Consider the following 12,521-nt stretch of genomic DNA (forward strand, 5'->3'; position numbering starts at 1 on the left):
CGCCAGCGAAAGCCGGCGGGGTTTTGCTTTGTCCGATAACCCGACAGGCTTCGCCCCGAATGTGTGCTCGCAGTCGGCGCACCCTCTCCCGCCTGCGGGGGAGGGGGAACCACACGAAAGCGTGGTGGGTGGGGGGAGCCCACGCACTGACCTCTGGTGCCACACGCACCGACGGCGAGCGGACTGGGTAGGCCGCAGGTGTCTGTGGCCCCCCTCCCACCAGCCTGTCGGCTGGTCCCCGCTCCCCCGTAAACGGGAAAGGGTGCGCCGACTGCAGACGTCGGCGCACCGGCAGCACGCCCTACTGTCCCAACTGATCCATCCCGCACTGATCTGGCCGCTTGTCAGGACGCCAGCGTAGTAACCGCGTCCCGTGACGGAAGCGCTCACCGCTCACATGGTCGTAGGACACTTCCACCACCAGCTCGGGACGCAGCGCCTCGTAACGCTCGGTCCGCTCTGTTGACCAGCGGCTCGGACCACCAGGCGAACGGCCGGTAAAGCCGGGGCCATCCGCCAACGCCTCGAGCCGTCGCGTCAGCTCGGACTTGTCCTCGTCGGCCAGCGCCGAGGTGAAGCCCACATGGTTCAACTTGCCCTCGTCGTCATAGAGCCCGAGCAGCAGCGAGCCCACCAGCCGGCTGCCGGCGCCGTAGCGAAAGCCGCCGACCACGCAGTCCGCCGTCCGCATCCGCTTGATCTTCAGCATCTGACGCTCGCCGCCAGCATAGGCCGCATCCAGACGCTTCGCGATCACCCCGTCGACGTCGCCACCCGCACCGGCAAGCCACAAGGCGGCCTCGGCGCGATCCGTCGTCACCGGAGAGAGACGCAGACCTGGGCGTTGTATGGCGGCAAAGATGCGCTCAAGCTCGTGGCGCCGCTCGGAAAGCGGCTGCGCTGCCAACGGCCTGGCGCCTGGGGCCAGCAGCAGATCGAACAGCACGTAGACGGCAGGATGCTCCGCCGCAAGCTTCGCTACGCGGCTCGCCGCGGGGTGCAGCCGCATCTGCAAGGCGTCAAAACTCAGGCGTCCGTCGACCGGAATGGTCAGCTCGCCGTCGAGCACGAAGTCGCTCACCGGCAGCGCCGCAAGCAACCTGACCATGTCGGGGAAGTAGCGGCCCAGCGGCTTCCCAGATTTCGCAAACAACGCGACCGCATCACCTGCTTTGACGGCGATGCAGCGGAAGCCGTCCCATTTCGGTTCGAACTGCCAGCCGGTGTCCTTGGGCAACTCCTCGACCGAGCGGGCTTCCATGGCGGCGAACGGCATCTGATGTGGAGCGGCGTCGGCGGACATCTCGTTCTCCTCGGCAAGGGGACGTAGGAGCGAGGCTAACCGACCAGCCCCGCGCTGTCTTTGCCGGACGCAACGCTGCGCCTGCCCATATGGGCAGGTCGAAGTTACCTCACAGTTCGTTGAACTCGGCCGTTCGCCATCGCATATGCTGGGGCTACGGAGTTCGGGAGGGCGAACATGCCGGATGCAGTCATTACCATTGCCGACCTATCCAAGACCTATGCGTCGGGGTTCGCGGCGCTTAAGCATGTCAGCCTCGAGATCGAGCGCGGCGAGATCCTGGCGCTGCTCGGGCCGAACGGGGCGGGCAAGACCACCCTGATCTCGATCATCTGCGGGATCGTGACGCCATCGAGCGGCACGGTGACGGTTGATGGCCACGACATCGTGCGAGATTACCGCGACTCCCGCAAGATGATCGGGCTGGTGCCGCAGGAACTCACCACCGACGCCTTCGAGACGGTCTGGGCCACGGTGAGCCACAGCCGCGGGCTGTTCGGCAAGAAGCCGAACCCCGAGCATCTCGAGAAGGTGCTGCGCGAGCTGAGCCTCTGGGACAAGAAGGACAGCAAGATCATGCAGCTCAGCGGCGGGATGAAGCGCCGGGTAATGATCGCCAAGGCGCTGAGCCACGAGCCCGAGGTGCTGTTCCTCGACGAGCCGACCGCGGGCGTCGATGTCGAACTGCGCAAGGACATGTGGGCGATGATCCGCCGGCTCAGGGCCGCCGGCACGACGATCATCCTCACCACGCACTACATTGCCGAAGCCGAGGAAATGGCCGACCGCATCGGCATCATCCAGCACGGCGAGCTGATGCTGGTCGAGGAGAAGGCCGAGCTGATGCGCAAGCTCGGCAAGAAGCAGCTGACCCTGACGCTGCAGGAGCGGCTCGATACTCTGCCCGAGGCGCTGAAACCCTACGCGCTGGAGCTCGCCGCCGACGGCGAAAGCCTGGTCTACACCTATGACGCGCAGGGCGAGCGAAGTGGCATCAGCGGATTGCTCGCCGATCTCGGCAATGCCGGGGTGCGCTTCCGCGACCTGCAGACGCGAGAGAGTTCGCTCGAAGACATCTTCGTCAGCCTGGTGAGGGACGCATCATGAACTTCGAGGCAATCAGGGCGATCTACAAGTTCGAGATGGCGCGCACCTTCCGCACCCCGTTGCAGTCGCTGATCTCACCGGTGATCTCGACCTCGCTCTACTTCGTTGTGTTCGGCGCCGCCATCGGCTCGCGCATCACCGAGATCGAGGGCGTCAGCTATGGGGCCTTTATCCTCCCCGGGCTGATCATGCTGATGATCCTCACCCAGTCGGTGGCCAACGGGTCGTTCGGCATCTACTTCCCGAAATTCCTCGGCACCATTTACGAGCTGCTCTCGGCCCCGGTGTCGTCGTTCGAAACCGTGGTGGGCTATGTCGGGGCCGCGGCGACCAAGTCGATCATCCTCGGCGTGCTGGTGCTGGCGACAGCGTGGTTCTTCGTACCGATCCGCATCGACCATCCATTCTGGATGCTGGCGTTCCTGGTGCTGACCGCCGTCACCTTCAGTCTCGTCGGTTTCATCATCGGCATCTGGGCCAAGGGAATGGAGCAGTTGCAGACGGTGCCGCTGTTGATCATCACACCGCTGACCTTTCTCGGCGGCACCTTCTATTCGCTCAGTGTGCTGCCGCCGTTCTGGCAGGCAGTGTCGCTGTTCAATCCGGTGGTCTACCTGATCAGCGGTTTCCGCTGGGCCTTCTACGGCATCGCCGATGTCGACATCTCCATCAGCGTCGCTGCGACACTCGGCTTTCTCGCCATCTGCCTCGGCATCGTCAGTTGGATGTTCCGGACCGGCTATCGGCTGAAGTCGTAGGGGATAGCGGCTTTCATTGCCGGTTCATCCGCCACCGGCTAGCCTCATGGGTGGAGGTCGATCATGCGCGCCACTTTGCTTGCCCTGAGCCTGGTTCTCACGTCCGGTCCGGTGCTTGCCGCGGGAGTGCAGAACGATCAGCTGCTGTTCGGCCGCGATCCGGGCAAGGATCGGGTGTTTGCCTGTTTTGCCCGCCAGTACGACGCCAAGCATCTCAGCCAGCACGAGGCGCAGAACGTCACCGCGATGACGCTCCTGGTCGATAGTTCAGAGGATGCCGATTACGGGCGGCAATACGTGCTGTCGATCGGCGTCAATTTCCGCGGCGTCGATGAGCAGTTCCAGGTGTCCGGTTCGTGCGGGCTCGACGAAGAGGGCAATAAGCTGCTCGGCTGCGGCATCGATTGCGATGGCGGGCAGATCGACGTCAAGCTGCGCGACAAGGACTCGATTGCCGTCGAAATCCCCTATGGGGCCCGCACCTGGGATCCGGAATCGGAAGATGAGCCGCCGGCCGAGGCGGCCTTCGGCACCGATGACAAGGTGTTCTGGCTCTATCGCACCGATCTCAGGAACTGCCTGCCGCTGGAGTATGATGATGCCGGCAAAGCCCTCCTTGCCGCCCAGTGAGCCGGTCAGCCGGCGTGGTCTCGTGGCGCGTCTCGTCGCGGCGGCAGCTGCGGGCGCCGCCGTGTTCAACGGCGAAGTGCGCGCTGCGTCGCCGGCCGTGCCGCGTGTCGCCTACCACCTTAGCGACCTGGACAAGGTCGGGTTCGTCCTGGGCAACATCGCCAACCACATCGAGGGCATGGGCGGCGCGGACAAGGTGACCATCGTGCTCGTCGTGCACGGGCCGGCGCTCAATGCGTTCCGGCACGCCTCGGCCAACCCGGATCTCGCGCGCAAGCTCGCCAAGGCCAGTGCGCAGGGCGTCGGCCTCGAAGCTTGCGGCAATACGCTCGAGGCCCAGAAGCTGGAGCTGGGTGACCTGTTGGCTGGCTTCGTCCGCGTCGATCAGGGCGGGGTCACCCGGCTCGCGCAGTTGCAGGCCGAAGGCTACGCCTATCTGAGGCCCTGATCGCTAAACTGGTCACAAAATCTTCAGGTTCCTCGGCCATCAGTCGGCGCGACTCCGGAACTGACCAGGCCCCCGAATGACCAGGATTTTCAGCACCGCCCTGCGGTTCGCCCTTGCTTTGTCGCTGCTCGTCGCCTCGGTGCTGCCGACGCTGGCGCAGGTGACGATCTTCTCGCCGTTCAACATCGCCGAAGCGATGGACCAGGGCGTCAAGAAGGTTGCCGACATCCCCTATGCCGATGGGCAGCGCAAGAAGCTCGACATCTATCGCCCCGAAAAGATCGACGGCACGGCGCCGGTGGTGATGTTCATCTATGGCGGCAGCTGGCGCGCCGGCGACAAGTTCGAATACGAGTTTGCCGGCCGGGCCCTGGCCGCCGCCGGGTTCGTTGCGGTGATCGCCGATTACCGGCTGTGGCCGGAGGTCAAGTACCCGGATTTCCTCGAGGATTGCGCGCAGGCGATGCGCTGGATCCAGGACAATATCGCGCTCTATGACGGCGATCCGAACCGCTTCTTCGTCGCCGGTCATTCGGCCGGCGCCTACAATGCGGTGATGCTGGGCCTCGATTCCTCGTTCCGCCGCGACTACGACGTCACCATGCCGATCCGGGCGATTGCCGGCATTTCGGGGCCCTACAATTTCTACCCGTTCGAGTACGACCAGGTGCGCGACACCTTCGGGCCGGCGCCGAGCCCCGAGGGCACGCAGCCGATCAACCTTGTCACCAGCGACGCGCCGCCGATCTTCCTCGCCAGCGGCACCTCCGACCCGATCGTCAGGGTGCAGAACTCAGAGGCGCTGGCCAAGAAGCTGCGTGAGCAGGGCATCTGGGTCACCGAGAAATACTACCCGGGCTTCGGCCACCTCGAGCCGGTGATCGCGCTCGGCGCGATGATGCGGTTCCGCATGCCGATCCTCAACGACATGGTCGAGTTCTTCCAGACGTTCGGCGCCTTCCCCTCGGGCACGCCGCGTCCGGTGTTCACGCCCGATCCGCCCGAGAGCAACATGACGGCGGTAATCGAGAAGATGGACGACGTGCTGGCGCCGATCGATGGCGGGCGGCGGAACGAGTAGCAGCCGATAGATCGGCGCGGGCCGATCCCTCGGATACGGTCTGGATTCACCGTCCTGTCAGTACCGTTGCTGCCACTCTAGACGTTGACGCTCTGCATGCGCGCCGCAAACGCTTCGCCGAAGGCCGACATGCCGTCGGCGACGATGCGGCCTACGGCGTAGGCGGCGACGGCGTAGAACTTCTGCGCCGCCGGGGTGCGCAGGAACTCGATATAGCGGTCGAGGTCGGCGTCGGTCAGGTCGCGATAGACATAGGCCATCATGGCGCGCTGGGTGCGGCCTACGTCGGCCAGCAGCCCCGGCATCATCGCCTCAACCTGGGTGTCGATCTCCTGCCAGGGTACCGTGACCTCGCCCTGCTGATGCGAGACCGACAGCCCGAGCAGCAGCGCCCGTACCGACTGGCCGACCATGGCGGCCGAGATCTCTGCCGAAACCAGCTCCATCAGCGCCTCGATCTGAGTCTGTCGGATCACCGACGCGGTCGTCACCAGCTTCTGCCCTTCGGCGATCGCGGCGATCTGTGCCTCGGGCGCGAGCCGGGCCGCGTCGCGCTCCAGCACGGTCATGCGCTCGCCGAACGCCGAGTGAAAGAAGCTCCCCAGCACCGTCTGTTCGTCAGCAGAGAACTTGCCTTCCAGCGCTCTGGCGAGGCGGCGGTGCAGGTCGGCGGCGTCGAATACCGAGGTGGCGGTTGCCTCCCAGTGCTTCAGGAAAATCTCGTCATTGGAGATCTCCTCGGCGCGGGCCGAGGCGGCAATGGTGGCGGCGAACTGGGTGAAGACCTCGTCGAGTGCAGTCGCCCGCATCAGCTCGGCGACGGCAATCTGCTGGCTCTGCGCCAGGGCGGGGCGGATGACGGTGAGCGGCGAGGCCACGGGCGTCAACAGCAGCGCGAGCACCGCGAGCGATCGGGTCAGCATCTCACGCATCCTCCTCTGCACGTTGCAGCGTAGCGCAGCCGCGCGGCTTGCGCCAATGCGTCGACGGCAATTGCGCACAAGACTTGCCCAAGCCGTTCTCGCTCTGCCCCCATCCGGCTGCTAAACTCCGAGCACAAACAAAGGAGTGCCCAGCATGCAGTACACCCGCCTCGGTCATACCGGCCTCGAAGTCAGCCGGATCTGCCTCGGCTGCATGTCGTTCGGCGAACCGAAACAGGGTTCGCACGAGTGGACGCTCGATGAGGCGGCGAGCCGGCCGATCCTGCGCGCCGCATGGGAAGCCGGGATCAATTTCTACGACACGGCCAATGTCTATTCGCTCGGTTCGAGCGAGGAGATCGTCGGCAAGGTGCTGCTCGAAATGGCGCCGCGCGACGAGCTGGTGATCGCCACCAAGGTCAATGGCGAGATGCGTCAGGGGCCGAACGGCAAGGGGCTGAGCCGCAAGGCAATCCTCGCCGAAATCGACAACTCGCTGCGCCGGCTCGGCACCGACTACGTCGACCTCTATCAGATCCACCGGTTCGATCCGGCAACGCCGATCGAGGAGACGCTGGAGGCGCTCAACGACGTGGTGCGCGCCGGCAAGGCCCGCTACATCGGGGCCTCGTCGATGGCGGCGTGGCAATTCCTCAAGATGCTGATGACCTCCGATAAGCACGGTTGGGCCCGCTTCGTTTCGATGCAGAACCAGCTCAACCTGATCGAGCGCGAGGAGGAGCGCGAGATGCTGCCGGTCTGCATCGACCAGGGCATCGGCGTCATCCCGTGGTCGCCGCTGGCGCGCGGCCGGCTGGCCCGTCCATGGGGCGAGAGCACCGAACGGATGGAGACCGATATCGTCGGCAAGACCCTGTACCTCAGGGATGAAGCGGCGAACCAGGCGATCAATGCGGTGGTCGGTGAGATCGCGGTGGCCCGCGGAGTGAAGATGGCGCAGGTGGCGCTCGCCTGGGTGCTGCAGAAGCAACCGGTCAGTGCACCGATCGTCGGGGTCACCAAGTTGGCACAGCTCGAGGATGCGCTGGGCGCCCTCGATGTGGGGCTCAGCGCCGACGAGGTGGCGCGGCTCGAGGCGCCGTATCACTCGACGGGCGCGCAGAGCTTCCGCTAGGCTCACTGGGACGGCGAAGAGGGGCAGGGTTTGGTCGTGGCATTGCGCAGCAAGAACAGGGTCGTCGGTCGTCTCCTCCTGCCCGCACTCGCATTGGCGGCCGTGCTGCTGCCGGGGAGCGCCGGCGCCCAGGACGCACCCACCGCGTCGATCTGCGCCATGGCGGCGGCGTCGCAGTACGAGCGCGGCTATCAAGGTTTTGGGCGTGAGTTCAGCCGGATCGATCCGGCCATCGCCATCCCGGCTTGCGAGGAGGCGGTGAAGGCGGCGCCCGATGTGGCCGCCAACCAGGCCTGGCTGGCGCGGGCGCTACTCGCCGACGGGCAGACCGACACGGCTTTGCCGCTACTGGAGACGGCGGTGGCCGGCGACAGCCCGCTCGGGCGGCAATTGCTGGCCGATGTGCTGTTCGGCGATCTCGGCGACGCGGCGACGACCGATTATACGCGGGCGCTCGAGGTGCTGCAGCCGGCGGCCGAGGCCGGGTTTGCGCCGGCACAGCTGAGCCTCGGCTTTGCTTACGATCTGGGGCGCGGCGTGGCTGAGGATGACGCGGTCGCCGCTTCCTGGTACATGCGGGCCGCCCAGCAGGGTGAGGCACGGTCTGCCAGCAACCTCGGCTATCTCTACCATGGTGGCGCCGGGGTCGAGCTCGACTACGCGCAGGCGATGTTCTGGTACCAGAAGGGCGCCGACAAGGGCGACGTGGTCGGCATCTACGGCGTTGGCCAGCTCTACGAATTCGGCCAGGGCGTCGAGATCGACTACGTCAAGGCGGCCGAGCAGTTCCAGCTGGGCGCCGAAATGGGCGATACCTATGCCCAGAACGATCTCGGCTATCTCTACGAGACCGGGCAGGGCGTCAGCGAGGACGCGGCCGAGGCGGCGCGCTACTACCAGATGGCCGCCGACCAGGGCTATGCGCTGGCGAGCGCCAACCTGGGGCAGCTCTACAGCACCGGACGCGGGGTAGAGCGGGATTTCGACCGCGCCTTCGAGCTCTATTCCTACGCGCATGCGGAGGGCGAGATCGGCGGCACGGTCGGATTGGCGCAGGCTTATCTCTACGGCGAGGGCGTGCCGGTCGATTTCGACATGGCGCGCAGCTTTGCCGAGCAGGCGGCCGATGCCGGCGCGAGCTATGGGCAGTCGACGCTGGGCGCCATCTATGCCGATGGCACCGGCGTGGCGCGGGATTTCAACCGCGCCATCGAGCTGTTCGACCTCGCAGCGGCGCAGGGCAACGATTATGCCGCCAGCCGGGCGGCCGAAGTGCGAGCCGAACAGACCTGCGGGCTGATCGCGGCGACCCGCTACGAGACGGGTTTCGAGGTGTCGGGCGTCGAGCTCGAGCGGATCGATGCCGATACTGCCATCTCGGTCTGTGCGAACGCGGTGGCGCTGGATGCGGCATCGCTCGAGAACAAGGCCTGGTACGCCCGCACGCTGATCGCCGGCGGACGCCAGTCGGAAGCCGTGCCGCTGCTCGAGGAAGCAGCCGGTGGCGAGTTTGTCCCGGCCAAGGTGCTGCTCGCCGACCTGCTGCTCTGGGGGCATGGCACGGGCGAGGACCCCGCACGCGCCGTGACGCTTTATCAGGCGGCCGCAGTGCAGGGTTTCGCGCCGGCCGAGTTCGGGCTGGGTGTCGCTTACCAGAACGGCCGCGGCGTGCCGGCCGATCGGGCGCTGGCGGCGAAGTGGTACGGCCTCGCGGCAAGGCACGGGATTGCGGCGGCGGCGGATCGGCTGGCCGATCTCGACCGCGGGATGGTGGAGCCGCAGGTAGGACCGATGCGGGCGGGGCCCCGGAGTTAGGTAATCCCTTCTCCCCCTCAGGGGAGAAGGTGGCCGAAGGCCGGTTGAGGGGTGAAGCGGCGCAGCAGGCGCTTGTTGAGAAGCTGAACCCCTCACCCTAGCTCCGCTACGGACCTCACTGTCCCTGCTCCGCTACGCTCTCCCCTCAGCGGGAGGGGCGGATGGCATCCTCCGTGTGAACTCCAACAAAAAAGCCGGCCGCCATGGGCAGCCGGCTCCAAAATCCTGATCGACAGCAGCCTTACTCGGCCTTGTCGGCGCTGTCGGAATTGAGCTGGCCGTACTTCTCGACGCCGATCGAGTTGAGCAGCTGCAACTGGCTTTCGAGGAAATCGATGTGGCCTTCTTCGTCGGCCAGCAGTTCCTCGAACAGGTTCTTCGAAACGTAATCGCCCAGCGACTCGCAGAGCTCACGCGAGGCCTTGTAGGCCTTGCGGGCGTCATACTCGCCGGCGAGATCGCACTCGAGCACTTCCTTGATGGTCTGGCCGATGCGCAGCGGCGCCACGCGCTGCAGGTTCGGGTGACCTTCGAGGAAGATGATGCGCTCGATCAGCTTGTCGGCGTGGTGCATCTCTTCGATGGATTCGGCACGTTCCTTGGCCGCCAGCTTGGTGTAGCCCCAGTCGCTCAGGATGCGAAAATGCACCCAGTACTGGTTCACGGCCCCGAGTTCGAGGAACAAAGCCTCGTTAAGCCGCTCGATGACCTGTGCTTCGCCTTTCATTACGACCTCCTTGGCGCTTACGACGCATGGCCAAAAGCCGCGCGTGCACCACAGGTGCGTCGGCGGGTTTTTCGGCCAATTGGAGGTGGTACTCTTCCGTTACCGTGATGATAATGTCCACCACATTCGGAACGCAGCCGGCGCATTTGCAGCGCTTCGCCAGCTCCCGGTAAACCATCGCAGGCACGATGATTTGCCAGGGATCCTCACGCAAAAGCCCGACGATAACCTGCTTGATCTCCCTGTCGGTGATCACGTTGCACTGGCAGACAAGCATGGGCAGAAAAACGGCGTCGGCTGTGAGGTTCGGGCGGCATAGAGCGCCGAAGAAACCTGATTGTCAATGTCAGATAATGCCGCACGCCGAATCACGAAACCATCGCCGACCCCGGCCGTATCTATCCGGGCAATTTCTCAGGTTCCTCCGATGTCCTTCTCCCTCGTTGGTCTGCTCAACTTCGCCAGCCCCGGGGATCGCCGGTCACGACGGCTGGCCTCCGGGCTGAGCTATGGCGAGCGACCCAGGCAGAGGCTGGATGTCTATGGCCCGCGCCAGCCGAACGGACCGGCGCCTGTCGTCGTCTACATCTATGGCGGGGCGTGGAACGAGGGCGACCGGCGCGACTTCGCCTTCGTGGCGCGCTGGCTCGCCGGGCTCGGCTATCTCGTCGTGGTACCGGATTATCGGGTGCTGCCCGAGGTCGAGTACCCGGTGTTCCTCCAGGATTGCGCCGACGCTGTCCGCTGGACCCTGCAGCATGCGGCCGGGTATGGCGGCGACGCGTCGCGGCTGGCGCTGACCGGCCATTCGGCCGGCGCCTACAATGCGGTGATGCTGGCGCTGGAGCCGGCATATGGGGTGGTCGACGCCATCGATGCGGTGGTCGGGCTCTCCGGTCCCTACAACTTCTATCCGTTCGATGTGCCGATCAGCATCCGTACCTTCAGCGGCGCCGCCGATCTGCTGGCAACGCAGCCGGTGAATCTCGTCACCAGCGCCGCGCCGCCGATGTTTCTCGCCAGTGCCGACGGCGACACGGTGGTCGGGCCGCAGAACACCGTGGCGCTGGCCCACCGGCTGCGCGAACATGGCGTCGCCGTCACCGAGCGGCATTTCCCGCGCTTCACTCATCCCTCGACGCTGCTCGAACTGGGGAGCCTGCTCACCCGCCGCTCCAGCCTCGCCGGCGAGGTGGCCGAGTTCCTCGCGCACACATTGCGGCTGGCGCCACCTGACGGCGGCGCTATGATCGGGCGGCGCAAAGAGGGAGCAGGGCGATGAGTTTGCGACAGACGCTGGCAGCGAGCGCCGTGCTGGCCCTTGGTCTCAGCGCCGCTCCGGCATCGGCTACCGAGTTGTTCGATGCCTGCGCCGCCAAGGCCGCAAGCCCTTGGGAAGCAGGCTATGCCGAAACCGGGCTCGACAGCAGCGCCATGGACACCGCGGCGGCTATCGAAGCCTGCACCGCGGCGCTGGCCGAGGATCCGGAATCGGCCGTGCTCAAGGCCTGGCTCGGTCGTGCCTATGACGTCGCTGGCGACTCGGCGCAGGCGGCGACCTATCTCGAGCCGGCGGCAACGGCCGGCAATGTGCTGGCGCAGACCAGCTTCGGCGACATCCTGATCGTCGGGCAAGGGGTTGCGCAGGATATGACGCGTGGCGCGGAGCTGTTGAAGCTGGCCGCCGATGCCGGCTTCGCCCCGGCGCAGGATAGCCTGGGGCTCTCCTACGACTACGGCGAGGGCGTCGGGCAGGATTATCTCGAGGCGTCGCGCTGGTACCGCAAGGCGGCCGACCAGGGCTTGCCGCGGGCGATGGCCAACCTGGGTTCGCTCTATGCCGAGGGGCTGGGGCTCGACCGGGACCTGGTTGCCGCTGCAGCCTGGTACCAGCGAGCAGCGGACAAGGGCGATAGCCGCGCCCAGTACAATCTGGGCAGCCTGTTCGAGACCGGTGCCCTGGCCGATCCGGACTATGCGCGCGCCGCCGAGCTCTACCAGGCGTCGGCCGACCAGAATTACGGGCTGGCGCTGAACGCTCTGGGCTATCTCAAGCAGCATGGCTACGGCCTTGCCGCCGACCTCGAAGGCGCCGCGGCGCTCTATCAGCAGGCGGCCGACCAGGGGATCGCGCAGGCGCAAGGCAACTTGGCGCTGCTGTACGAAGACGGAACCGGAGTGACGCAGGATTTCGCGATGGCGCGCCAGCTCTATCGGCAGGCTTCGCAAAGCGGCAACACCGATGCTGCGGTCAATCTGGGGCTGATGTATCTCAACGGCGCCGGTGGGGTGCGCGACCTCGACAAGGCGCTGAGCTTCACCCAGCAGGCGGCCGACCAGGGCAACCCGATCGGCCTCAACAATCTCGGCCATCTCTACGAGAACGGCATCGCTGTAACGATGGACACCTCCCGCGCGCTGGAGCTCTACCAGCAGTCCGCCGTGCTGGGCTACGAGCCGGGCGGCGACAACTACAATCGGCTCGAAGCGGCGTTGCAGGCGCCGACCGGGACGCCGTCGGTGAAGATCTATCCCAAGAGCAAGATCGACAACTGAGGTGGGTGTCGCGGCCAATCGCCCGCTTGTTTCAAAAG

The 12,521-nt window shown here is 65.8% G+C and carries 13 protein-coding genes; 9 read left to right on the forward strand and 4 right to left on the reverse strand.

All coding sequences use genetic code 11. The features are described from left to right. Positions 1 to 301 precede the first annotated feature (301 nt). Positions 302 to 1,303, reverse strand: a complete 1,002-nt coding sequence (locus AC1ROK_RS17630; protein ID WP_492849271.1) for an ATP-dependent DNA ligase — start codon at positions 1,301 to 1,303, stop codon at positions 302 to 304. Between the two features lie 177 nt (positions 1,304 to 1,480). On the opposite strand from AC1ROK_RS17630, the gene AC1ROK_RS17635 reads away from it, so the two are divergent. The 5 genes from AC1ROK_RS17635 (at position 1,481) to AC1ROK_RS17655 (ending at position 5,327) form a co-directional block, all read left to right on the forward strand. After that, positions 1,481 to 2,410 carry an ABC transporter ATP-binding protein gene (locus AC1ROK_RS17635; RefSeq protein WP_492849273.1) on the forward strand — a complete coding sequence of 310 codons (930 nt, stop codon included), beginning with the start codon at positions 1,481 to 1,483 and terminating at the stop codon, positions 2,408 to 2,410. Beyond that, positions 2,407 to 3,168 carry an ABC transporter permease gene (locus AC1ROK_RS17640; RefSeq protein WP_492849275.1) on the forward strand — a complete coding sequence of 254 codons (762 nt, stop codon included), beginning with the start codon at positions 2,407 to 2,409 and terminating at the stop codon, positions 3,166 to 3,168. The genes AC1ROK_RS17635 and AC1ROK_RS17640 overlap by 4 nt, the downstream gene beginning before the upstream one ends. A gap of 63 nt (positions 3,169 to 3,231) precedes the next feature. Further along, positions 3,232 to 3,798 (forward strand): hypothetical protein, encoded by a 567-nt coding sequence (locus AC1ROK_RS17645; RefSeq protein WP_492849277.1) that lies wholly within the window; start codon positions 3,232 to 3,234, stop codon positions 3,796 to 3,798. Beyond that, positions 3,767 to 4,246: a DsrE family protein gene (locus AC1ROK_RS17650; protein WP_492849279.1), complete on the forward strand. Its 480-nt coding sequence runs from the start codon at positions 3,767 to 3,769 to the stop codon at positions 4,244 to 4,246. The genes AC1ROK_RS17645 and AC1ROK_RS17650 overlap by 32 nt, the downstream gene beginning before the upstream one ends. 76 nt (positions 4,247 to 4,322) lie before the next feature. Beyond that, positions 4,323 to 5,327: an alpha/beta hydrolase gene (locus AC1ROK_RS17655; RefSeq protein ID WP_492849281.1), complete on the forward strand. Its 1,005-nt coding sequence runs from the start codon at positions 4,323 to 4,325 to the stop codon at positions 5,325 to 5,327. Between the two features lie 77 nt (positions 5,328 to 5,404). On the opposite strand, the gene AC1ROK_RS17660 is transcribed toward AC1ROK_RS17655, so the two are convergent. Then, a complete protein-coding gene (locus AC1ROK_RS17660; RefSeq protein ID WP_492849283.1) occupies positions 5,405 to 6,250 on the reverse strand; it encodes a hypothetical protein in 846 nt (281 codons plus the stop codon). Positions 6,251 to 6,404: 154 nt separating this feature from the next. Between AC1ROK_RS17660 and AC1ROK_RS17665 the strand changes: the two genes are divergently transcribed. After that, positions 6,405 to 7,385 (forward strand): aldo/keto reductase, encoded by a 981-nt coding sequence (locus AC1ROK_RS17665; RefSeq protein WP_492849285.1) that lies wholly within the window; start codon positions 6,405 to 6,407, stop codon positions 7,383 to 7,385. A gap of 36 nt (positions 7,386 to 7,421) precedes the next feature. Continuing rightward, a complete protein-coding gene (locus AC1ROK_RS17670; RefSeq protein WP_492849287.1) occupies positions 7,422 to 9,200 on the forward strand; it encodes a tetratricopeptide repeat protein in 1,779 nt (592 codons plus the stop codon). Between the two features lie 241 nt (positions 9,201 to 9,441). Here AC1ROK_RS17670 and bfr read toward each other — a convergent pair whose 3' ends face one another. Both bfr and AC1ROK_RS17680 read right to left on the reverse strand, forming a co-directional pair. After that, complete coding sequence (bfr, locus tag AC1ROK_RS17675; protein WP_055046419.1) at positions 9,442 to 9,927, reverse strand: bacterioferritin; 486 nt, start codon at positions 9,925 to 9,927, stop codon at positions 9,442 to 9,444. After that, positions 9,893 to 10,204 carry a (2Fe-2S)-binding protein gene (locus AC1ROK_RS17680; protein WP_492849289.1) on the reverse strand — a complete coding sequence of 104 codons (312 nt, stop codon included), beginning with the start codon at positions 10,202 to 10,204 and terminating at the stop codon, positions 9,893 to 9,895. Before AC1ROK_RS17680 ends, bfr begins: the two co-directional genes overlap by 35 nt. A 150-nt stretch (positions 10,205 to 10,354) precedes the next feature. Here AC1ROK_RS17680 and AC1ROK_RS17685 point away from each other — a divergent pair, with 150 nt between their 5' ends. Together AC1ROK_RS17685 and AC1ROK_RS17690 are read left to right on the forward strand one after the other, a co-directional pair. Then, a complete protein-coding gene (locus tag AC1ROK_RS17685; protein ID WP_492849291.1) occupies positions 10,355 to 11,209 on the forward strand; it encodes an alpha/beta hydrolase in 855 nt (284 codons plus the stop codon). After that, on the forward strand, positions 11,206 to 12,483 hold the full coding sequence (locus tag AC1ROK_RS17690; protein ID WP_492849293.1) for a tetratricopeptide repeat protein: 1,278 nt from the start codon (positions 11,206 to 11,208) through the stop codon (positions 12,481 to 12,483). Before AC1ROK_RS17685 ends, AC1ROK_RS17690 begins: the two co-directional genes overlap by 4 nt. Positions 12,484 to 12,521: the final 38 nt, after the last annotated feature.

Source organism: Devosia sp. GW821-FHT12F11, assembly GCF_058806655.1.